The sequence below is a fragment of the Ornithinimicrobium sp. INDO-MA30-4 genome, assembly GCF_021535045.1.
Taxonomy (GTDB): Bacteria; Actinomycetota; Actinomycetes; order Actinomycetales; family Dermatophilaceae; genus Ornithinicoccus.
On the sequence record NZ_CP091056.1, the window covers coordinates 378,320 to 399,829 of the forward strand.

The 21,510-nt window shown below is 62.3% G+C and carries 20 protein-coding genes and 5 pseudogenes; 14 read left to right on the forward strand and 11 right to left on the reverse strand.

Features of this window, described 5'->3' with window-relative positions; all coding sequences use genetic code 11:
* Positions 1-11 precede the first annotated feature (11 nt).
* Positions 12-518: a MarR family winged helix-turn-helix transcriptional regulator gene (locus tag L0A91_RS02185; RefSeq protein ID WP_235245636.1), complete on the forward strand. Its 507-nt coding sequence runs from the start codon at positions 12-14 to the stop codon at positions 516-518.
* Here the strand turns inward: L0A91_RS02185 and L0A91_RS02190 are convergent.
* The 5 genes and pseudogenes from L0A91_RS02190 to L0A91_RS19450 form a co-directional block, all read right to left on the reverse strand.
* On the reverse strand, positions 515-1,213 hold the full coding sequence (locus L0A91_RS02190) for a gamma-glutamyl-gamma-aminobutyrate hydrolase family protein (RefSeq protein WP_235246498.1): 699 nt from the start codon (positions 1,211-1,213) through the stop codon (positions 515-517). The genes L0A91_RS02185 and L0A91_RS02190 overlap by 4 nt on opposite strands.
* Before the next feature lie 15 nt (positions 1,214-1,228).
* Positions 1,229-2,733: pseudogene (locus tag L0A91_RS19445) on the reverse strand (aldehyde dehydrogenase family protein).
* A gap of 30 nt (positions 2,734-2,763) precedes the next feature.
* A complete protein-coding gene (locus L0A91_RS02205) occupies positions 2,764-3,627 on the reverse strand; it encodes a fumarylacetoacetate hydrolase family protein (protein WP_235245640.1) in 864 nt (287 codons plus the stop codon).
* A gap of 8 nt (positions 3,628-3,635) precedes the next feature.
* The gene (locus tag L0A91_RS02210) at positions 3,636-4,589 is read right to left on the reverse strand and encodes a catechol 1,2-dioxygenase (protein WP_235245642.1); all 954 of its coding nucleotides are present in this window, start codon (positions 4,587-4,589) and stop codon (positions 3,636-3,638) included.
* Between the two features lie 2 nt (positions 4,590-4,591).
* Positions 4,592-6,336 (reverse strand): annotated as a pseudogene (locus L0A91_RS19450) (aldehyde dehydrogenase).
* Between L0A91_RS19450 and L0A91_RS02225 the strand changes: the two are divergent.
* Positions 6,248-7,291 carry an APC family permease gene (locus tag L0A91_RS02225; protein ID WP_235245652.1) on the forward strand — a complete coding sequence of 348 codons (1,044 nt, stop codon included), beginning with the start codon at positions 6,248-6,250 and terminating at the stop codon, positions 7,289-7,291. The pseudogene L0A91_RS19450 and the gene L0A91_RS02225 sit on opposite strands and share 89 nt — an antisense overlap.
* Positions 7,258-7,761, forward strand: a complete 504-nt coding sequence (locus tag L0A91_RS02230; protein ID WP_235245654.1) for a hypothetical protein — start codon at positions 7,258-7,260, stop codon at positions 7,759-7,761. The genes L0A91_RS02225 and L0A91_RS02230 overlap by 34 nt, the downstream gene beginning before the upstream one ends.
* An 82-nt stretch (positions 7,762-7,843) precedes the next feature.
* Here L0A91_RS02230 and L0A91_RS02235 read toward each other — a convergent pair whose 3' ends face one another.
* Together L0A91_RS02235 and L0A91_RS02240 are read right to left on the reverse strand one after the other, a co-directional pair.
* On the reverse strand, positions 7,844-8,254 hold the full coding sequence (locus L0A91_RS02235) for a hypothetical protein (RefSeq protein WP_235245655.1): 411 nt from the start codon (positions 8,252-8,254) through the stop codon (positions 7,844-7,846).
* Positions 8,214-8,546 carry a hypothetical protein gene (locus L0A91_RS02240; protein WP_235245657.1) on the reverse strand — a complete coding sequence of 111 codons (333 nt, stop codon included), beginning with the start codon at positions 8,544-8,546 and terminating at the stop codon, positions 8,214-8,216. The genes L0A91_RS02235 and L0A91_RS02240 overlap by 41 nt, the downstream gene beginning before the upstream one ends.
* A 114-nt stretch (positions 8,547-8,660) precedes the next feature.
* Here L0A91_RS02240 and L0A91_RS02245 point away from each other — a divergent pair, with 114 nt between their 5' ends.
* The 6 genes and pseudogenes from L0A91_RS02245 to L0A91_RS02270 all read left to right on the forward strand — a co-directional run bounded on the left by L0A91_RS02245 (position 8,661) and on the right by L0A91_RS02270 (position 13,223).
* Positions 8,661-8,921: a hypothetical protein gene (locus tag L0A91_RS02245; RefSeq protein WP_235245660.1), complete on the forward strand. Its 261-nt coding sequence runs from the start codon at positions 8,661-8,663 to the stop codon at positions 8,919-8,921.
* A complete protein-coding gene (locus tag L0A91_RS02250; RefSeq protein WP_235245662.1) occupies positions 8,918-9,349 on the forward strand; it encodes an aminotransferase class V-fold PLP-dependent enzyme in 432 nt (143 codons plus the stop codon). The genes L0A91_RS02245 and L0A91_RS02250 overlap by 4 nt, the downstream gene beginning before the upstream one ends.
* Entirely contained in the window at positions 9,336-9,872 is a 537-nt protein-coding gene (locus tag L0A91_RS02255) for an aminotransferase class V-fold PLP-dependent enzyme (protein ID WP_235245665.1), read from the forward strand. The genes L0A91_RS02250 and L0A91_RS02255 overlap by 14 nt, the downstream gene beginning before the upstream one ends.
* 57 nt (positions 9,873-9,929) lie before the next feature.
* Positions 9,930-11,709: pseudogene (locus L0A91_RS02260) on the forward strand (proline--tRNA ligase).
* Positions 11,706-12,443 (forward strand): HAD family hydrolase, encoded by a 738-nt coding sequence (locus L0A91_RS02265; RefSeq protein ID WP_235245666.1) that lies wholly within the window; start codon positions 11,706-11,708, stop codon positions 12,441-12,443. The pseudogene L0A91_RS02260 and the gene L0A91_RS02265 overlap by 4 nt, the downstream one beginning before the upstream one ends.
* Positions 12,444-12,474: 31 nt before the next feature.
* Positions 12,475-13,223: pseudogene (locus L0A91_RS02270) on the forward strand (sulfite exporter TauE/SafE family protein).
* A gap of 1 nt (position 13,224) precedes the next feature.
* Here L0A91_RS02270 and L0A91_RS18100 read toward each other — a convergent pair.
* The 4 genes from L0A91_RS18100 to L0A91_RS02285 are packed head-to-tail and all read right to left on the reverse strand — an operon-like array spanning position 13,225 to position 16,096.
* Positions 13,225-13,407 (reverse strand): hypothetical protein, encoded by a 183-nt coding sequence (locus tag L0A91_RS18100; protein WP_311197953.1) that lies wholly within the window; start codon positions 13,405-13,407, stop codon positions 13,225-13,227.
* A gap of 11 nt (positions 13,408-13,418) precedes the next feature.
* Complete coding sequence (locus L0A91_RS02275; protein WP_311197954.1) at positions 13,419-15,227, reverse strand: thioredoxin domain-containing protein; 1,809 nt, start codon at positions 15,225-15,227, stop codon at positions 13,419-13,421.
* A 33-nt stretch (positions 15,228-15,260) separates the two neighbouring features.
* Positions 15,261-15,704 (reverse strand): DUF4439 domain-containing protein, encoded by a 444-nt coding sequence (locus tag L0A91_RS02280; protein WP_235245669.1) that lies wholly within the window; start codon positions 15,702-15,704, stop codon positions 15,261-15,263.
* Positions 15,620-16,096 carry a hypothetical protein gene (locus L0A91_RS02285; protein ID WP_235245670.1) on the reverse strand — a complete coding sequence of 159 codons (477 nt, stop codon included), beginning with the start codon at positions 16,094-16,096 and terminating at the stop codon, positions 15,620-15,622. Before L0A91_RS02285 ends, L0A91_RS02280 begins: the two co-directional genes overlap by 85 nt.
* Positions 16,097-16,454: 358 nt before the next feature.
* On the opposite strand from L0A91_RS02285, the gene rimP reads away from it, so the two are divergent.
* The 5 genes and pseudogenes from rimP to infB form a co-directional block, all read left to right on the forward strand.
* Positions 16,455-16,760: a ribosome maturation factor RimP gene (gene rimP, locus L0A91_RS02290; RefSeq protein WP_235245672.1), complete on the forward strand. Its 306-nt coding sequence runs from the start codon at positions 16,455-16,457 to the stop codon at positions 16,758-16,760.
* A gap of 38 nt (positions 16,761-16,798) precedes the next feature.
* Positions 16,799-16,975, forward strand: a complete 177-nt coding sequence (locus tag L0A91_RS02295) for a hypothetical protein (RefSeq protein WP_235246499.1) — start codon at positions 16,799-16,801, stop codon at positions 16,973-16,975.
* The gene (nusA, locus tag L0A91_RS02300) at positions 16,975-17,967 is read left to right on the forward strand and encodes a transcription termination factor NusA (RefSeq protein WP_235245673.1); all 993 of its coding nucleotides are present in this window, start codon (positions 16,975-16,977) and stop codon (positions 17,965-17,967) included. The genes L0A91_RS02295 and nusA overlap by 1 nt, the downstream gene beginning before the upstream one ends.
* 102 nt (positions 17,968-18,069) lie before the next feature.
* Positions 18,070-18,297, forward strand: a complete 228-nt coding sequence (locus L0A91_RS02305; RefSeq protein WP_235245676.1) for a YlxR family protein — start codon at positions 18,070-18,072, stop codon at positions 18,295-18,297.
* Positions 18,298-18,503: 206 nt separating this feature from the next.
* Positions 18,504-21,489, forward strand: a pseudogene (gene infB / locus L0A91_RS02310) (translation initiation factor IF-2); the annotation flags it as partial.
* Between the last annotated feature and the right edge of the window lie 21 nt (positions 21,490-21,510).

Consider the following 21,510-nt stretch of genomic DNA (forward strand, 5'->3'; position numbering starts at 1 on the left):
AGGCTGAGGACATGAAACTTGGAGACCATTCGCTAGCCGAATCGGAAGAAGCCATGAGGGCAAAGGTTGGAAACTTGCCCATCGACTTCGCTTCGGCGCGAGCGGTCTCAACGCTCTATCGGGCGGCCAATGCAGCCAGAACCAAGCTCACTAACTCCGTGCTGCGTGAGCACGACATCACCTGGACTGGCTGGGTGGTCCTGTGGGTCGTTTGGATTTGGGACGGCCTAGAGACTCGCCGCGCGGCTGAAGCGGCTGGCATCTCCAAGGCGACCTTGACTGGCGTGGTCAACACCTTGGTGACCCGCGGGTGGCTTGACCGCGCCCGCGGCACCGAGGACAAACGCATGGTGAATCTAAGCCTGACTCCTGCTGGCTCGGAGTTGGTGCAGACCATCTTTGAGAAGTTCAACGCAGTTGAGGCTCAGCTCGTGTCGCAGATTTCTCCCGAGCGCTTAGAAGAAATGACCGCTGGGTTGCGTCAGATCGTCGAGACAGTCGAAGCCGACCGGGACTAGCCCCGGCTGGCGTCAACGAGTTCTTTGAGCACTGCCAGTTGGTGCGGGTCAGAGTCCCAGGTGTCCTCTGGGTGCCACTGCACCCCAAGGAACCAGCCCTTCGACTCGGGCATCTCCACAGCTTCAACGACACTGTCGGCACTCTGGGCGGTGCAAACCATGCCTGCGCCCAGCGTCTTGATGGCCTGATGGTGGTAGCACGAGATGTGCAGTGAGTCACCGAAGGTTGATGCCATTCGCGAGCCAGGGGACAGGCTGATCTCGTGGCGCAAGTGTCGGTGGTCTTTGCCGATCTCTGGCACTTCGGCCATGTCGAGGTGCAACTCACCCTTGAGCAGGGTTGTGACGACCTGCAGCCCGCGGCAAATAGCCAGCAGGGGGATGCCCTGGTCTAGCGCATAGCTGGCGATCGCAAGGTCAAAGGCGTCCTGCTCCTCGTCAACGTCGTACAGGCTGGGGTGAGCCTCCTGACTGGACCAACGGTGCGAGAGATCGCCACCACCGGGCAAGACAATGCCGTCGGCAAAGCTCAGGCGCTCAGCCACCGCTTCCACATCAATCTGGGCGTCAGGTGCGTGCGGATGCACGAGCAACGGCTCTGCTCCGGCGGCATAGAGACCCGAGATCAACGCTCGCGCGCCAAGCTCGGCCCGATAGCGGATAGCCGATGCGGTTTCCGAGAAGCGACTCGGCACAGCAATCAAGGGCGCTTAGCCATATTTGACCCACGTCGTTTTCAAATCGGTGTATTCGTCCATCGCGTGGTGGGACTTGTCCCGGCCGCCGCCAGTGAGTTTGACGCCACCGAAGGGGACACTCATGTCGCCCTCTTCGTAGCAGTTCACCCAGACAATGCCAGCGTGCATCGCGTTCGAGACTCGATGCGCTCGGCCCAGATCGCTGGTCCACAAGCCGGCTGCAAGACCGTATGGCGTGTCCCGGGCAATCTCGATCGCTTCGGCTTCGGTGCTAAAAGTCTGGACGGCCAGCACCGGCCCAAACAGCTCTTCTTGCACCAACAAGTTGTCGCGAGCGGCATCCGTGATCACGGTGGGCTCAAGGTAGGGCCCGCCGGTTTCGGTGTGCACAGCGGAGCCGCCGCTGCGCAAGGTGGCTCCCTGTTCGAGACCTTGCGCTAACTGCTTCTGGATACGTGTCAGGCTGGACTTGTCGACTAGGGGACCCATCAACGTGTCAGGCAACAGCGGATCTGCTGGCTGCCACGCAGCGCTGGTCTCAATCACTCGTGTGATGACTTCTTCGGCGATGTCTTCGTGCACGACGAGTCGAGACCCGGCAGTGCACATTTCACCCGCATTGAAGAAGATCGCCCAGGCAGCCGAGTCGGCAGCAGCCTGCAGGTCGGTCGCTTCAGGAAAGATGATGTGCGGCGACTTGCCACCCAACTCCAGGTGCACCTTTTGAGGTTGCTGTCGGCGGCATACCGCATGAAGTGTCGTCCGACCTGCGTTGACCCAGTGAACGTCAGCACGTTGACGTCCGGGTGTTCACCCAGACGTCGACCTACGACCGTGCCGTCACCCGAGAGCACGTTGAACACTCCCGCGGGAAGCCCAGCCTCCGCACCAAGGGCAGCAACGCGCTGCATCGACAGCGGCGACTGCTCGGCAGTCTTGAGGACGATGGTGCAGCCCGCAGCGAGTGCCGGGCCCAACTTCCACCCACCGATCGTGAGTGGGAAGTTCCAGGGCACGACGGCCGCGACGACGCCAGAGGGCTCACGCGTCACAATCGCCAAGTCGCCAGGTGGAGTGCGAGGATTTCGCCCATCGCCTTGTCGGCAAGACCGGCATAGAACCGCAGGCCGTTGATCAACGCCCGCAACTCGATCTCCCAGGCGTGCCCTAATTGGCTTGCCCATCTCGAGGGAGACCAGCAGAGCGATCTCGTCACGGTGCTCATCAATGAGGTCGGCCCAGCGGTTGAGCACCAAGCCACGCTCTGAGCCGGCCATCGTGGGCCAAGGGCCGTCATCGAAGGCTCGACGCGCAGCAGCGACGGCACGGTCAGTGTCTTCCACGCCCGCCCACGCCAGAGTGCCGAGGACCGAGCCGTCACGTGGCGTCAGGATCTTGCGGGTTTCAGCACCTTGCTGAAACCCGCCATCGATAAAGATGCCCTCAGGCAAGGCAATCTGTTGAGCTTTCTCGATCCAGTCGATGCTGCTGACGTGATCTACTGCCTGCGTCGTCATGCTTTGCCTCCGAGGTGAAAAGTGTCGGGCTCAGTGCGTCTTGGATAGGTCAGGGCCACGGACGCCGCGGAACTCCCAATCTCCACCCTGTGCCGTGGAGAGCACCTCTTCGCTCTCCGTGGGCTGGGCTCCGACATCGCTGCGGATCGGCGTCGGGCCTTCGACAATGGTGTTGCGCAAGGTGCCAAGGCCTTCGACCTCAACCTCAACGACGTCACCCGGATAGACCGTGCGGCTGATGGCCGGGGTGCCGGACATCAGGATGTCGCCAGGTTGCAGCGTGATCGTGCGTGCGATGTCCGCGACGAGATAGTGCATGTTCCACTTCATCTCATCGGTGTTGCCATCTTGGCGGACCTCGCCGTTGACGATGGTGCGGATCTGCTTGCCCCGGAAGTCCCAGCCTTCGACGATGCCGGGGCCCACCGGGCAGAGCGTGTCGGCACCCTTGACTCGCAGCATGGAGCCGGAGTCGGTGTCGCGGAAGTCGTGCAGGCCATAGTCATTGCCGATGGAGTAGCCGCGGATGTAGTCGCCAGCCTCTTCGGGAGAGATGTTGCGGGCAGTGCGGCCAATGACGATGGCGATCTCGCCCTCGTAGTTGAGCCACTTGCAGCCCTCGGGGCGCACGACGGAGCCCTCGTGGCTATTCAGCGCAGAGACCGGCTTGTGGAAGTAGGTCGGTGCCGGCGGCAGTGTGGTCAGCATCTCTTCGACTCGCGAGGAGTAGTTGAGGTGAACGCAGATGATCTTGGAGGGCGTGACCGGCGCCAGGTGAGTGGCGTCGGCAATCGCTACCTCTCGGCCATCTCCGGCCACGAGAGTGTCGCCGTTGCGAACAACGTCAACGACGTTGCCATCGAGCAGAATGCGTCGTGTTTCGCGAAGTGTCATGGTTCTCCTCAGCCTGCTGCGGTTAGGTCGGGGCCGCCAGTCTGGCGGACAAAGTCGGGGTCAGTGGGGGTCTGGCGAGCCGGTGGGAAGCCACCCTCGGGGCGGTCGAACCACACGTGGACTTGGCCGGTGCCGATCGAGTTTTCATACTCGCCGTACTGTCGGCCCTTCGCCGTGCAGTCTCCTTCGCCGAGCGCGCCCATCATCATCAAGTAGTGCTGGAAGCCGGCCTCGGGGCGGTACTTGCGGAACTCCGGCATGGTGTCCAAAACCCTGGCGTGGTCGCCGTCGGCAAACCACTGCAGGCGTTCGAAGTCTGCCTCAACCGCTTCGGGAGTGAAGATGTGCTCCTTGCCTGCGGCTTCGTGGTCGCGCAACTGTCGCAACGGCCAGAAGGTATGCGACATCGCACCAGAGGCCAGAAGCAAGACCTTGCGATCGCTCTCGGCGATGGCCTGGCCTAGGGCCCGGCCCAATCGCAACGCATCTTCGGCGTCGGCGGTCTGGCAGACACCGATCGAGATCCACTTCTTGTCTTCCAGGCCGTCGCCCAGGTACTCCCACAAGTTCGTGGTGGCGTAGAAGATCGGCAGGTGGTCATCCTCGATGGCAGTGATCCACGTGGAGTTATCGCTGGCCCTGGCCGCGATGGCGTGGGCCAACTCGGGGTCACCCTTGAAGGAGTAGGGGCGCTGGCACATCCCGCGCGGCAACTCTTCGGAGGTGAACAGGCCGCTGCGTTGCTCCTGAGCAGTGACAACCCATTCGACCGTCGTGGCCCAGTGCGAGTCCAGGACGACGACCGTGTCGTAGTCCGCGGTGTCAAAGACCTCCTTGCGGAGTTGCTTGATCCCGCTCACCAAAGTGGAGTCTTCGCCGTTGTTGAGTTCGCGGCGCACCTCTTCGGGCAAAACGATTGTTGGAACGTGAGCGATCAGTCCGCCACCGACAACTTCTCCCATTACTAGGCCTCCTCGGCTGCATCGTTAGTGTTCCAGCCGGCTGGGCTGAACACGCTGTTTTTGATGTTGGTGTAGAAATCAAACGACCAGATGCCGCCCTCACGGCCAATCCCGGACTTGCCGTTGCCGCCAAAGGGAGCGCCCAGGTCGCGGACAAAGAAGCAGTTGACCCAAACGGTTCCTGCGTCCAACAGGTGACTGACCCGCTCAGCGCGTTCGCGGTCACCGGTGACCAGGGTTGCGGCCAGGCCGAATCGTGAGTCGTTCGCCATGGCCACGGCTTCTGCTTCATCGGTGAAGGTCTGCACGGTGAGCACCGGCCCGAAAACCTCTTCGCAGATGATCTCTGACTCCGGCTTGGCGCCGGCCAGGATGGTGGGTGAGAAGTACAGGCCACCCAACTCTTCGTTTGGACCGCCGCCGAGCAGGACTTCGGCGCCATCGGCCACTGCGCGTTCGACAAAGCCGGTGACCTTGTCGAAGTGGGTGCGGCTGACAAGCGCCGAAATGTCCGTGGCTTCATCGCGGGGGTCACCCTGCTTGATGGTGCGAGCCTTCTCAACAACGCGTGCAGTGAACTCCTCAGCGATGTCTTCCTGCACCAAGATGCGGAACGCGCCCAGGCATACCTGACCAGCGTTGTCGAACTGCTCGACAGCCAAATTCACAGCGAGGTCAAGGTCGGAATCGGCAAAAACCACGAGAGGTGACTTGCCGCCCAGTTCATACGACAGCGGCACGATGTTGGGGGCCGCCGCCTTCGCGATGACACCCGCCGTCGGGACAGACCCGGTGAAGGACAGGCGGTTGATGTCGGGGTGAGCCGTCAAGGGGCTCCTGCGTCGGCACCGGTTCCCTGCACCACATTGAAGACGCCGGCGGGCAAGCCAGCTTCGTGGCAGATGTCAGCGAGCAGCGAGGCGGTCAGCGGTGCCCACTCCGGCGGCTTGAGGACGACACAGTTTCCGGCTGCCAGCGCTGGGCCGATCCGCCACGTCGCCAGCATCAGCGGAGCGTTCCACGGCGTGATGATGGCCACGACACCCGCAGGGTCATAGCTCACGCGCTCGCGGTGGCCTCGGACCTCCATGTCAGGGTGGCCCAACTCTTGCTCGGCATAGTCAGCGAAGTAGCGGAAGTTCATCGCCACTCGGGGCATCACGCCCCGGCGGTGGCTCCTGATCAAGGCTCCGTTATCCCGCGTTTCAACCAATGCCAAGTCTTCGACGCGTGCTTCGATGCCTTCAGCAACGCGACGCAGGATGGCTGACCTCTCCGCCACGGGCATAGCCGCCCAGGCGGGAAAGGCAGCCCGCGCCGCGGACACCGCGGCGTCGACCTCAACGGATGAGCCGGCGCTGATGGACGCAAGCACCGCTTCATCGATAGGAGAGGTGTCATCGAAGGTGGACTGCGAAGCAACTCGCTCGCCACCGATCCAGTGTCGAGTGTCTACAGACACTCCTTCTACCACCGCGATGTGTTGGGCCACTGCGCCTCCTCGATAGATCGTTTGGGTCCAAACGTAATTGGGAAATGCGTCACCCGTCAAGGGTGCATGAAGATTTAACGTTCGGCCCAAAAAGGTCTTGACGCGGGCTAGGGGTGATGTCACACTCCCAATATCGTTCGGGCCCGTACAAACCCAAGGAGACCACATGGAGTCGCAACGTGAAGCGCCCACCAATGAACGCCCTGGCTTAAGATCAGGTCGACTAGGCGTCGCAGGAATTGTCTTCTTCGTCATCGCCGCGGCAGCCCCTCTGGTGGGTATGACGGGCGCTTTGCCCGTAGCAATTGTGGTTGGCAACGGAGCAGGGGCACCTGGCGCATACCTGGCCGTTGGTTTGGTGCTACTCCTGTTTGGAGTTGGCTATGCACGAATGACCACGGTGGTGACTAACGCTGGAGCGTTCTTTGCGTATGTGGCCCGCGGCCTCGGCACCGCAGCCGGTGTTGGCTCGGCCTACGTTTCCCTGGTCGCCTACCTCGCGATCCAACTGGCTATTTACGGCTTCTTTGGGGCTGTTGCTTCCGGGCAACTAGCGGCCCAATGGGGCTGGGACATCCCGTGGTGGGTGCTCACCTTGGCCGCCTGGGCGGTCGTTTTCATCCTGTCGTCGTTCCAGGTTGATGTGGGTGCCGGTGTTCTCGGCGTGCTGATGATTTTGGAGGTCGCCTCCCTGTTGCTGACCTCCGCAGCCGTCTACCTCCAGGGTGGCGCCAATGGCTTTGACTTCGCGGCCTCATTTGCCCCAGGCAACGTGTTTGTCGGCGGCTTTGCCGGCTCGGCTGGCATCGCCCTGGCCTTCGCTTTTGCCTCGTTTATTGGATTTGAAGCGACTGCGATCTACGGCGAAGAGTCCAAAGACCCCAAGCGCACCGTTCCGCTGGCGACCTACACCGCCATCACCTTGATCACGCTGCTCTTTGCCTTTACCTCTTTCGCAGTGGTCAGTGCTTTGGGTGCTGACCAGGTGGTGGAGCGCACCGTTGAGCTCTCGTCGATTGACGGGGTGCCGCTGGCAGATTCAGCCCTGGTGCTCTTCGCGATCGCCGAGCAGTATGTCGGCGGTTGGTTGGCCACCACGATGGGTTGGCTTGTCATCAGCAGCCTCTTCGCTGGTCTGCTGGCCTTCAAAACTCGGCAGCACGCTACTTCTTCGCAATGGGCCGCTCGGGTGCGTTGCCTAAGGGGCTAGGTCAAGCAAATGCTGTCGGCTCACCTTTGCGCGGCTCCGTTGTGGTCTCGGTCATCGCTGGTGTGGTGATTGCCATCTTTGCCGTCACTGGCGGAGACCCGATCCTGCAAATGTTCTTCTGGTTCAGCGCCATGGCTGTCGTCGCGATTGTGCTGGTGGAAATCCTCGTGTGTGCGGCCATCGTGCGGTACTTCCGGAAGAACACCGAGGGCAGCTCGCCGTTCGCCACCCTGATTGCCCCGATAGCAGCCGCCGTTGGATTGGCGCTGGGGGAGTATCTCCTGATGTCTCGCTTTGGCTTGCTGGCTGGCACGGTCCCCGAGGGGGTTGACCCTGCTGTTGAAGCCTGGGTGCTGACTCCGTTGGGCTACTTCCTGGTCTTCGCGCCATTCATCGCATTGGCGATCGGCTTTGCCGTCGGCAGCGTGAAGAAGAGCGACAGCAAGGAACTGCAGGACATGATGCGCTAGGCCAACAACGCATCTGCAACACCAAAAGTGGCCGGAGCATTTTGCTCCGGCCACTTCTTGGTGTTGATCTCGTGCGCTGGTGTCAGCGTCTCGCGACGTTGGCGATGAAGCCATCCACCAATGCCTGGGCCCGCGTGCGCGCTTCGGCCTCACGGTCCTGGGTTTCGCTGAGCAAAGCCTCCAGGTCGACACCGATATTCGTCGCGTACTCCGCGCCGCCGTTGTCGAGCCACCCCTGCAACATGGCCCGGTCTAATTCAGGGTGGAACTGCACCGCCAAGTTGCGACGAAGCGCAAAGGCCTGGCTGGCGCTCGGGTTTTCAGCGATCTGGGTGGCCGTCGGCGGGATTATCCACTTGTCACCGTGCCACTGAAACCAGGGCCCTTGCGGGACGGTGGCCTCGTCGGTGGTTGAGATATCGACCCAGCCCAGTTCTGGTGCGGGGACGCGATCACCGAGCCGCCGTGAGCGGCTGCTGAAGTTGACCGCCAAAGCAGATGCCGAGCACCGGCACCCCCGCCGCGTCTGCCTCGCGAAGGGCCGCGATTTCTGGAACCACCCAATTGCCCACCGTGTCATGGTCGTAGGCCGACCACCGCGCGCCCATGGTCAAGATCGCGTCAAATTGGGTAAACGACGGGAGGTCAGGAACGACATTGGGAGTCTCGAAATTGTCGTAGCCCACGATTTCGTGCAGCGTCACGTTGTAGCCATGGTCTTCAAACCGTCGGCCAATGGCGCCGGGTGGGGAAATGGGGTCATGTTGAACGACGAGAAGTTCCATGGCACTAGGCTAGCCGATTTCGTTCGGGTCGGAACGATTATTTTCGCGTCACTTTGAACTGGCGTGCGCGAGGCACGTCCACCAAAGGTGCCTGCGACTGTTTAGGCTGGTGACATGGCATATGACATTGAGCAAGTCAGGTCTCAATTCCCCAGTCTGGGCAGCGGAACGGCCTTCTTCGACGGGGCCGCGGGCACGCAAACCCCAGAGCCAGTGGCGCGAGCCATTTATGACTCGTTGGTGTCCCCAATCTCTAACCGCGGCAAGGGGAGTGCATCGGCGCGTCACGCTGATGACGTCACGTTGGCGGCTCGAGAAGCGATGGGGGATTTCCTCAACGCCGACCCTGCCGGGGTGGTTTTGGTCGCAGTATGACCGCGATGACGTTTGACCTCACTCGGACCCTCAGCGCCAGGTGGAAGCCAGGGGACCAGATTGTGGTCACCTCCCTTGAGCATGACGCCAATCTGCGGCCCTGGCTGTTGGCGGCCCAACATGCGGGCGCTGTCGTGCGCTGGCTCGACTTTGACCCCAAGACGGGCGAGCTTCCCGTGGAGACCATCACCGCAGCGTTGAATTCGCGCACTAGGTGGGTAGCGATCACTGCTGCCTCCAACGTCATCGGCACCAAGCCGGATGTCGCGGCCATCTCGGCGGCTGCCCACAAGGTCGGCGCTCGAGTCCACGTCGACGCGGTTCACTTGGCTGCCCACGAGTTGATTGACATGCGGGGTTTAGGTGCCGACATCATCTCTTGCTCGCCCTACAAGTTCTTGGGGCCACATTGGCGTGCAGGCCGCTAGCACCGACCTCTGGCATGAACTCCAACCTGCCAAGCTGGCACCATCGCCCAATTCGGTCCCGGAGCGCTTCGAAATGGGCACGCTGCCGTATGAATTGCTGGCCGGAGTGCGGGCAGCAGTTGACTTCCTCGCCGGGTTGGAACCGAACGGCCAAGGCGAGCGGCGAGAACGCCTCGAGACGTCCATGGCTGTCCTGCATGAACACGAAAGGCAGATTGCGCAGGCCTTGATTGAAGCAGTCGAGAGCGTTCCCGGAGTGACGAACTACTCGCGAGCCAGTGAGCGGACGCCGTCGGTGTTCTTTACTGTCGAGGAGCTTAGCGCCAGTGAGATCAGCTCACGGCTAGCGCAGGCCAACATCAATGCTCCGGCCAGCCACTTCTATGCTTTGGAGGCCTGCCGTCGGCTTGGCCTGGGTGAGGCTGGAGCAATTCGCGTGTCTGCCGCTCCCTATTCGACCCTCGAAGAGGTGGCTCGATTCCGCGAGGCGCTCCATGCAGCCGTGCAGCAGTTGCGCGACTGACCGGTAGGCTCACCAGAGTCTCCAAACCCTATTTCTCAAGCACCAAGGAGCGCCACAGTGGCCCTGCGCATGTCGACCCTCTTCCTGCGAACCCTGCGAGAGGACCCGTCCGACGCGGAGCTACCAGGCCACCGGTTGCTGGTTCGTGCTGGCTATGTCCGCCGCGCTGCCCCGGGCATTTTCACCTGGTTGCCGCTGGGCCTACGGGTGCTGCGCAATGTCGAGGCCATTGTCCGCGAAGAGATGGATGCCATTGGTGACCAGGAAGTTTCCTTCCCGGCGCTGCTGCCCCAGGATCCCTACGAAGCGACTGGTCGTTATGAGGAGTACGGCCCCAACCTCTTCCGTCTGCAGGACCGCAAAGGCGTCGACATGCTCCTTGGCCCGACTCACGAAGAGATGTTCACGTTGACGGTTAAGGACATGTTCTCGTCCTACAAGGACCTGCCGCTGGGCCTCTACCAAATCCAGACGAAGTACCGCGACGAGGCGCGGCCGCGCGGTGGCGTCCTGCGCGGGCGCGAATTCATCATGAAGGACGCGTATTCGTTTGACTCCAGTGACGAAGGGCTAGAGGCGGCCTACCAGGCCCACCGTGCGGCATACATCAAGATTTTTGACCGTTTGGGCTTTGAGTATGTGATCGTGCACGCCGACTCTGGCGCAATGGGCGGCTCGGCTTCTGAAGAGTTCCTGGCAGTCAGCCAGCACGGTGAAGACACTTTGTGCGCTGCGAAGCTGGTGGCTATGCGGCCAACGTGGAGGCTGTCGTCGTGGCACAGGCGCCCGAAGTGGATGCTAGCCAGACGCCCGCAGCCCACGTCGAGCCCACGCCCGAAACCCCGACCATCGAGACGCTGGTGGCCGCGGCCAACGCCAAGCACCCCCGTAGCGACGGCCGCGAGTGGACCGGGGCCGACACGCTAAAGAATGTGCTCGTCATGCTGCGCCACCCAGACGGCACCCGTGAGCCGTTGGCCATTGGCCTGCCCGGTGACCGTGCCGTTGACGCCAAGCGCCTCGAGTCGGCCGTCTCACCTGCTGAAGTCCAGCCGTTTGAGGGCAAGGAGTTTGCCGAGAACCCTGCCCTGGTCAAGGGCTATATCGGGCCTGGCGTGTTGGGCGAAAAGAATGCCTCGGGCATTCGCTACCTGCTTGACCCGTCGATCGCTGTCGGCTCTGCTTGGATCACCGGCGCCGACGCGCCAGGCATGCACGTCTTCGACTTGGTGCACGGTCGCGACTTCACCGCGGACGGCACCATTCAGGCTGGCGAAATCCAAGAGGGCGACCCAAGCCCCGATGGTGGCGGTGCGCTGACGTTGGCGCGCGGTATCGAAATGGGCCATATCTTCCAACTTGGTCGCAAGTATGCCGAGGTCCTGGGCCTGAAGGTGCTGGACGAGAACGGCAAACTCGCAACGGTGACCATGGGCTCTTATGGGGTCGGTGTCACTCGCGCCGTTGCCGCGATCGCTGAGGCCAACGTCGATGACATTGGCCTCTGCTGGCCACGGGCCATCGCCCCGGCTGACGTCCACCTGGTAGCCACAGGTAAGGACCCGGCTGTTTTTGAGGCGGCCGAAGAGGTGCTGGCTGGCCTGGAAGCTGCTGGTCTTGAAGTCATCTACGACGACCGCCCCAAGGTTTCCCCGGCGTGAAGTTTAAGGACTCTGAGTTGCTGGGTGTGCCGACGATCCTGGTCGTCGGCCGAGGTGTGGCCGACGGTGTCCTGGAGTTGAAGGACCGCCGCACTGGTGAACGTCGCAATGTCGCCGTTGCTGAGGCCGTCACCGATGTTGTCAATGAGGTGCGCGGCAGTTCGAGCGCCGGGTGAAGATCTCAGCCGTCATCTTCGACTGGGGCGGCACGCTGACTCCTTGGCATCCGGTTGACCTGCAGGCTCAATGGCGCAACACGTTTGCCCATCACCTTTTTGGGGACGACGACGTCAAGGCTGATGAGTTCGCCGACGCCTTGCTCGCAGCCGAGGCCTGGTGTTGGTCGACGTCGGCGCGTGAGCACCGGAGTATGCGGATGTCGCAAGTCCTGCAGCGCGCTGCGGAGACCACAGGCGTCGACCTTGCGTTGGTTGACACCGAGCCGGCCCAAGCGGCATACCGAGAGTTCTGGGAGCCCTTCACCTTCACCGACGCCCAAGTCCGACCTCTGTGGACGTGGCTGCGCGGCCAGGGCATCAAGGTGGGTGTGCTCTCTAACACCATGTGGTCGCGGGACTATCACCGCAATATTTTCGAGCGGGATGGTGTCCTCGACCTCATTGATGGAGATATCTACTCCAGCGAGATCGAGTTTGTGAAGCCTGCCGCCGGTGCATTCCAGGCTGCTGCCCAGGCGGTCGAGGCCGATCCGCGTGAGTGCGTCTACGTCGGCGACCGGCTCTACGAGGACATCTACGGACCGCAGCAAATTGGTATGCGCACGATCCACATTCCACACAGCGACATCCCCGCTGAGCAGCGTGTTGAGGTCGATGCGCAGCCGCATGCGGTGGCCCACGAGCTTGTCCAGATCGCTGGGATCATTCGAGGTTGGCAAGGGGAGCCGTAGTGGAGGACATCTCCCCTTGGCTTTTGCGCTGATGGGTTTGGCGGCTCTCACGGCCGGTTGGATTGACGCCGTGGTTGGTGGGGGAGGGCTAATTCAACTCCCTGCCCTGCTGATCGGATTTCCGGGGGCAAGCCCGGTGCAGATTTTGGCGACCAACAAGCTGGCCTCAATCTTTGGCACCACAACGAGCTCGATCACCTATTTTCGGCGAGTGAAACCCGATTTAAAGACTGCGCTGCCGATGGCTGGCTGGGCTTTCGCGGGCAGCCTCGGCGGGGCCCTGATCGGCTCTGTTATCCCCAAGTCTGCCTTCAACCCGATCATCCTGGTCGTGCTGATCGGGGTCGGTGCCTACACCTTGGCCAAGCCCAACATGGGCAAAATTTCTGGCCTGCGGTTCACCGGGCGCAAACATCATGTGGTGGCGGCCATCATCGGCTTCGTGATGGGCGTGTATGACGGTGCCCTCGGCCCTGGGACCGGGTCACTGTTGGTCTTTGCCCTAGTCGGACTCCTGGGCTATGGCTTCCTGCAGGCCAGCGCCAAGGCTAAGATCACCAACTTGGCCACTAACTTGGCCGCCTTAATGATCTTTATCCCGCAAGGCGCAGTGATGTGGAAGATCGGCCTGGTGATGGGGCTGTGCAACATTTTGGGCGGCTACATCGGTGCCCGCACCGCGGTTTCAAGGGTGATGGCTTCATCCGCGTCGTGTTCATCGTGCTGGTCAGCGCTTTTGTTCTCAAGATCGGCTACGACACGTTCGTCCAGTTCGCTTGATCTAGCCCTTGGCCTTGAGCGCTGTGCGCAGTTCGTCTGGGTCAGTGATTGGCAGGTCGCAGACAGTGCCGCGACAGACATAGGCGGCGGCAGCGCCGTTGATGGCCTCCCGGCCTCGGAGCAACGGGACGCCTTGGTCGTCGCCACTTCCAGCGAGCACGGCCAGTGCCGGTTGTGTGTCCAACACCGCCTCGATCAGCGCAAGTGCCCCAGCCTCATCGTCGCCCCGGGCAATCGCCACTTGCAACGGACCAGCCAAAGATTCCTCCGCTGCGGTGAGAATCCAGCCGGCAAACCGAGGAGCGGAATGCGCCAGCTCACCGATCTCGGCAATGGCGCCTTCAGCGAGGGCCAGGATCTCGGCGGACCCGGCGAAAGTCGCGTAGCGCATGAGCCCAAGGGTGGAGCGCTGTGACCCGAGGGCTCGGCGTTGTCTCCGCTCGACTGTGGCCGCAGCACCAACGGCTCGCTGTCGCTGGCGGTGTCGTTGAATCCGCCGCGCCCGTCGCTCAATAGCTCAATGGCCCGGGTGACAATGGGCTCTGCGGACTCCAGCCACGATGCCTCACCGGTGGCGGCGTGCAAGGAGATCAAGCCAACAAGCAGATTGCCGTAGTCCTCGGCAACGCCTGCGGCCTTGCCTGGTGCTCCGTCGCGCGAACTACGAATAACTCGGCCATCGTGGACGTGGACGTTTAGCAAGAAGCGGGCGGAGTCGGCAGCCGCATCTAACCAGGCAGGCTCATGGGCAGCCATGCTGGCACGCACGAGAGCGTCAATCATCAGACCGTTCCAGGCGGTCACCACCTTGTCGTCGCGTCCGGGCTGTGGCCGCTCATTGCGGTGTCGCAGCAGGGTCGGTTTAACGCTGGCCCACCAGAGGCGGTCTTCGGAGGTGGCGTCGGCGGCGAACTGCAAGGTGGATAGGCCGTCCTCGAAAGTCCCATCCGGGGTCACCAAGAGCAGTTCAGTCGCTCGCTCGGCATCATCTTCCGACAGCACTTCGCGCAGTTGAGCCGGCGACCAGACATAGGTTGACCCCTCAACGCCCTCAGTGTCGGCGTCCAGCGACGAGGCAAAACCGCCCTGTTCCGTGCGCATCTCGCGCAGCAGCCAGGCCACAGTGTCGTCGACTGCCGGGCGCGCCCAGTCGCTAACGTTGCTGCGCTGCACGTGCAGCAGGTCGGCATACACCGCCAGCAGCAGTGCGTTGTCATAGAGCATCTTTTCGAAGTGTGGAACGACCCAGGCTGAATCAACGGCATAGCGGGCAAATCCGCCGCTGACCTGGTCGTAAGTGCCGCTGCGGGCCATCGCTTCGGTGGTGCCCAGGAGCATGTCCCACGCCGTTTCGTGGTCGGTGCGCACCGCATACCGTAAGAGGAAGGCCAGGACCATAGACGGCGGGAACTTGGGGGCGCGGCCAAACCCACCGTGGGCGTGGTCATATTCGCGAGACAGCGTCTGCACAGCAGTATCCAGGGTGGCTTCGCTCACCGGCCGGGCGGAGGGGGAGTCTTCGGCAGCCTTGGCAAGGGCTGACACAACATGGTCACCGCCTGCCCGAACCTCTGCTTCGCGGTCGCGCCAGGCTTCATTGGCGGCAGTCAACAACTGAACAAAGTCGGATTTAGGGAGATAGGTGCCGCACCAAAACGGCTTGCCGTCGGGTGTGAGCAGACAGGTCATGGGCCAGCCGCCATGCCCAGTCATTGCCGTGGTCGCGTTCATATACACCGAATCGACATCGGGGCGCTCTTCGCGGTCCACCTTGATCGAGACAAAGTGCTCGTTGAGGAGCGTGGCAACCTCGTCGTCCTCGAAAGACTCGTGCGCCATCACGTGACACCAGTGGCAGGCCGCGTAGCCAATAGAAAGCAGAATTGGCCGGTTACATTCCTTGGCCTGCGAAAAGGCCTCATCGGTCCATTCCCACCAGTCAACTGGGTTCCCGGCATGCTGCACTAAGTAGGGTGAAGTCGCTGAGCTCAGTCTTTGGGCCATCCCGCGAGCGTACTGGAGAGTACGGCTGTTGGCCTACGGGCGGGTCATCCCGGGAAATGCCAGACGGGTTGCACCCCAAGCGGTTCGGCGTGATGTGACGAGCGAAAGAGTTTGAGTCAGTGCGGCGATTCCGGCCACCTCGCCTGTCACCTCGGCACTGAGTGACAAGGTTTGAGCTGCCGCGCTCTCGCTAGCGCTGAGCAGCAAACTGCGGCGGCCGTTCTGACTTGCCTCAGCTTCCGGGAGCCCGTAGCCCAACTTAGCTGGCTCCAACTCTCTGCCTGCCGCAATTACCAACTCATCGGTCAAATCGCTGAGCTCATCGAGTGCCTCCTGATAGCCCTCGCGCTCATCACCGCTTGACGTCGCCGTGACGACCTCGAGGGCGTAGATCAGTGGGCGCAGGATGCGCGCCAGCTCAGCGGCGGTGGCCGGGTTAGTGCCCGCAATCGAGGGCCAAGGGGGGATTGGCCCCACCGAATCGCTGATGCTGCGTGTTGAGCATTGATGGAGATGAGGAGCGCAAGGTTGAGATCGGTGGAGTCTGCGAGCGCTGCGGTGCTGTCCGCATTGACGTCTTCGCTGAGGTCTTGTGCCAAAGCAGTACGCAGGGACTCCAGCGATGGTTGAGATGACGTAGTGGCAGCCGCATCGTCATTGGTGCTGGTGGCGTCGTCGCTGGTCGCTGACGGGCTAGCCGTGGCTGCTGGGTTTGTCGTGGCCGCAGGTGTGGGTTGCGGCAGGTCTGCGCCGGCCGCATTGAGCAGGCCAGTGAGGACTTCGTCTTGCTCCAACAGCAACTCGCTCAGCGCCGCATACTGGCTCGATTCGGTGCGCCTCATGATGGGTTGCAGCGACTGTTGGAGCACGCCCACTCGTTCCCAGGTTGCTAACAACAAAGCGAGGTCTGGAGCCACGGGCCCGACAGGTTCGCCGTCTGTCCTGGTGGGGCCCGCATCACTGGTTGATGAGGAGTTGCATGCGGCTAGGAAGCCTGACCCTGCCAATGCCGCTGCAGTGAGCACAAGGCGACGAGATGCATGAGGCGACATGACCGTCATCATGGCAGAGCGGCTTGGGTGATCCGCGAAGGCCTGCTTGCGGAATGCGCAGGGGGACGCCAATTCTGTCGATGCCCTGCAATAGGTCCCCGACAGGTTAGAGTGGGCTTCCCCGACGGATGCTGTGTGCCCGGGGATCACAGGAGAACAGAGAGAGGTAGCGTCCGTGGACAGCCAAGTCGTGCGAGACCAGATCACTGAAGGTCTAAATCCGGCGTTAACCGACCTCAACCTCGTCGTAGAAGACGTGACTGTGCAGTCTGCTGGCAAACGCCGCCTCTTGCGTATTTCCGTGGCACGGGATGTCACGGACCTGCTTGATGGCGATCCAGACTCCCCAGTGGAACCGCTCACCTTGGACGAAGTTGCTGATGCCTCTCGGCTCAGCGATGAATGGTTGGAGGAGTCGGCGGTGATGGGCGAGCGCCCCTTCACCCTTGAGGTCACCTCCTGGGCGTTGCCCATCCGCTGACAACGGCCGCTCAGTTCCGCCGTAATGTCGGGCGACTTATCGAGGCGACGCTTAAAGACCAGTCGCAGGTCACGGGACGTGTTGCCTCGGTGACGACGCACAACGTTGTGGTCAGTGACGAATCCGGCGAAACGGTCAGCCTGGACGTTTCCCAGATCAGCAAAGCAAAAGTGCAGGTTGAGTTCACCCGAGCCGACCAGAAAGAAGGAATCTGATGGATATCGATATGGCGATGCTGCGAGCTATCGCGGCCGAGCGAGAGATTTCCCTTGATGTGCTGGTCAACGCCATTGAGCAGGCGACCTTGAGCGCATACGAGAAGGTTCCTGGCTACTACCGCAATGCCCGCGTGGAGTTGGACCGCAAGAGTGGTCACGTTTCGGTGATGGCTCAAGAACCAGGCGAGATCACCGAAGATGGCCTGCGCGGCGAGCCTGGCCTGGAGTTCGATGACACGCCGGAAGGCTTTGGTCGCGTGGCCGCTGCCCAGGCGCGCCAAGTCATCGTGAACCGTCTGCGTGAGCTTGAAGACGACGCAGTTCTGGGGCAGTTTGCCGATCGCGAAGGCACCCTGATTTCAGGTGTCATCCAGCAGTCAAGCGACCCCCGCAGTGTCAAGGTCGACTTCGGTGCCGTTGAGGGCGAGTTGCCAAGCGCTGAGCAGGTTCCCGGTGAAAAGTATGTGCACGGGCAGCGTTTGCGCTGCTACGTCACGAGCGTGAAGCGTGGCAACCGTGGCCCGCTAATCACCTTGTCGCGCACGCACCCCAACCTGGTTCGTGAACTCTTTGCCCTCGAGGCCCCCGAAATCGCCGATGGTTCGGTGGAGATTCGGGCCCTGGCCCGCGAGGCTGGGCACCGCACCAAGATCGCCGTGATCGCCACTGTGCCTGGCATCAATGCCAAGGGCGCCTGCATCGGCCCGATGGGCCAGCGGGTGCGCGCGGTCATGGGCGAGTTGCAAGACGAAAAGATTGACATCGTCGACTTCACCGACGACCCGGCTGACTTTGTTGCCTCGGCGCTCTCGCCAGCGCGAGTCCTTTCGGCACAGGTCGTCGACACGCAGGCCAAGCAGGTTCGGGTAATCGTGCCCGACTACCAACTGTCGCTGGCTATTGGGCGTGAAGGACAAAACGCTCGGTTGGCAAATAAGTTGACTGGCTGGCGGATCGACATCCGCCCGGACACGACTGTTGAATCCTGAGCGTGTAGACTTGGCTTCATCTGCGTATCCCACTGGGGATCCGGGCATGTCGCGCACCTACCGGTGCGAACGTGCGTCGGATGCCGTCAGCGGGACGAGCAGATGGCGCTGTTGCGCGTCGTTGCTGTGAAGGGCGAGACCGACTCCACGAGTTGGGAATTGCATCCAGATGAGTCTCGACGCCACGGGGGTCGTGGAGCATATGTGCACCGCGACTTAACGTGCGGTGGGCTGGCTATCCAACGTCGGGCTTTCGAGCGTGCCTTGAAGATTCAAGGTGTGCTGTCGGGGGACCTGTTGATGGCAGCCCTCAAGCAACAGTCGTCGTGACCTAGTCGCCACGAGGCGGCAACATGGCCCAATCAAAAGGTTGGGCCTTCGGAAGGCGGAGCTGAATTGGCTCTGTCATCGAGGACCGGAAGCGGGTTTGACGCTGATGAGCACCCGATGAGTACTCAGCGATGAGCACCCACCAGTACTAGGCACGGCTGCAACCCCTTGAGGGACGAGCCGTGGCGCAACGAAGTAGGAGAAACGTGGCCAAGGTTCGGGTCTACGAGCTAGCAAAAGAGCTCGGGGTTGAAAGTAAGGAACTGCTCGCTCACTTGAAGCAGCAGGGAGAGTTTGTTCGTTCGGCATCGTCGACGATCGAGCCTCCAGTCGTTCGCAAGATTCGCGAAAATCCTCCAGCGGCATCAAAGCCCGCTGCGAAGGAAAAGTCCGGTGCCTCCGCGCCGGCAGCAAAGACGTCTGGTGCAGCAAAGCCAGCGACGCCCGCGGCTCCCAAGCCGTCCGGCGCTACGCCTGGGCCCGCTGCCCCGAAGCCGGGCGCCAAGCCCGCTCCGCAGCACCTGCTGAGAAGTCGGCGCCAGTCGCTTCAAAGCCAGCACCGGCACAGCCGACGGCTGAAAAGGCTGCTCCGGCTGCACCAGCCCAGGACAAGGGCGCACCGGCCGAGCCCAAGGCGGACAAGCCCGCACCGAAGGAATCGGCACCCAAGGATGCAGCCGCTAAGGCCGCTCCGGCTCCTGGCCCCCGCCCCGCGGCTAAGCCAGCGACGCCAGCCGCAAGCCGTCCCGGTGCCAAGCCTGGCCCCAGGCCGGCTCCGCGTAACGACCGCCCCGAGGGTGGTCGTGGTGGTAACCGTCCCGACGGTGGCCGTGGCAAGTCTGGCTCGCCGCGTCCGGGCAACAACCCGTTCGCGCCCAGCCAGGGCATGCGTACCGGTCGAGGCGAGCGCCCCGAGCGCGGCACCGACCGTCCCGAGCGTGGCGGAGATCGTCCCGATCGTGGAGCAGCGCGTCCGGGTAACAACCCGTATGCAAGCAACCAGGGCATGCCCCGCCCCGCGAGTGCCCGTCAGGGCGCCGCAGGTACGGGTGGCCCGCGCCCGGCAACACCTCGCCCGCAGGGTGGGGGTGCTCGTCCAAACCCGGCGATGATGCCCGACAAGGCAGCCGTCCCGCGTCCCGGTGAGCGCCCGGCACGTCCCGGCGGCCGCGGTCGTCCAGGTGGCGGACCCGGTGCTGGTGGCGGTCCCGCTGGTGGCGGTTTCCGTGGCGGTGGCCGCGGTGGCGGTCCCCGTGGTCGCGGTGGCACACAGGGTGCCTTCGGTCGTGGTGGCGGCAAGGTCCGTGGACGTAAGTCGAAGCGGGCCAAGCGCGCAGAGTTCGAGCAGATGCAAGCTCCGGCGATCGGTGGCGTCAACGTGCCCCGTGGTGGCGGCAAGGTTGTGACTGTTCGTCGTGGCGCGTCCTTGGGCGACTTCGCTGACAAGGTCAACATTGACGCAGCGGCACTGGTAACTGTCCTCTTCCACCTGGGTGAAATGGCTACGGCCACTCAGTCCTTGGACGAAGAGACGTTTGAGCTGCTCGGTCAAGAGTTGGGCTACGAAATCCGCGTGGTCTCGCCAGAGGAAGAGGAGCGCGAGCTCTTCAACTCCTTCAACATCGACCTTGAGGCCGAAGCCGAAGGTGAGTCCGATGAGGACCTCATGCCTCGTCCGCCGGTTGTGACCGTTATGGGTCACGTTGACCACGGTAAGACGAAGCTGCTGGACGCAATCCGCTCCGAGGAAGTTGCTCAGGGCGAGGCCGGTGGCATCACCCAGCACATCGGTGCATACCAGGTGCACGCCGAGCACGAAGGCGAAGAGCGCGCCATCACGTTTGTTGACACCCCCGGTCACGAGGCGTTCACCGCTATGCGTGCTCGTGGTGCCAAGGTCACCGACATCGCGATCCTCGTGGTCGCCGCCGATGACGGCGTGATGCCGCAGACGATTGAGGCCTTGAACCACGCGCAGGCAGCAGATGTGCCGATTGTGGTTGCCGTTAACAAGATTGACGTCGAAGGTGCCAACCCGGCCAAGGTGCGTCAGCAGTTGACCGAGTACAACTTGATCGCTGAAGAGTACGGCGGCGAGACGCTGTTCGTGGATGTATCGGCTAAGGCTGGACAGAACATTGACAGCCTCCTTGAGGCCGTTGTGTTGACCGCAGATGCCGCTCTGGATCTGCGCGCCAACCCAGACAAGGACGCCCGCGGTGTGGCTATCGAAGCCAACCTTGACCGCGGTCGTGGTCCTGTTGCCACCGTCTTGGTGCAGCAAGGCACCTTGCACGTCGGTGACTCGATCGTTGCTGGTGCAGCCCACGGTCGTGTGCGAGCGATGTTGGACGAGCACGGTGTCAATGTCACCGAAGCAACGCCATCTCGCCCGGTTCAGGTGCTTGGTTTGGCCTCAGTGCCGCGCGCTGGAGACACGTTCATCGTGGCTCCGGATGACCGCACGGCCCGTCAGATCGCCGAGCGTCGTGGCACGGCTGACCGTCAGGCAGCCTTGGCTAAGGCACGCAAGCGGATCAGCTTGGAGAACCTCAGCGAGGCTCTCGCAGCTGGCAAGGTCGACACCTTGAACCTCATCCTGAAGGGTGACGTGTCCGGTTCAGTGGAAGCACTGGAAGACGCGTTGCTGCAGATCGATGTGGGCGATGAAGTTGACCTGCGGATCATTGACCGCGGCGTCGGCGCCATCACGCTGAACAACATCAACTTGGCGATGGCTTCTGATGCAGTAATCATCGGGTTCAACGTTCGGGCCGAGGGCCAGAACGCTGAAGTTGCTGAGCGCGAAGGCGTTGAGATCAACTACTACTCGGTCATCTACCGGGCGATCGAAGAGATCGAGAGCTCCCTGAAGGGCATGCTCAAGCCCGAGTACGAAGAGTTCGAGACTGGCACGGCCGAGATCCGCGAGATCTTCCGTTCCTCAAGTTCGGCAACGTTGCTGGCTCGCTGGTCCGCAGTGGCACGATCCGCCGCGGCGCCAAGGCGCGCATCACCCGCAACGGTGTTGTCATCACCGAGGGCCTGGAAATCGCTGGTCTGCGTCGCTTCAAGGATGACGTCACCGAAGTCCGCGATGGCTTCGAGTGCGGTATCAACCTGGGCTCGTTCAACGATGTTCAGGCTGATGACCTCATCACCACCTACGAAATGCGCGAAATCCCGCGCGCTTCGTGGCATCACCGTGTCGCA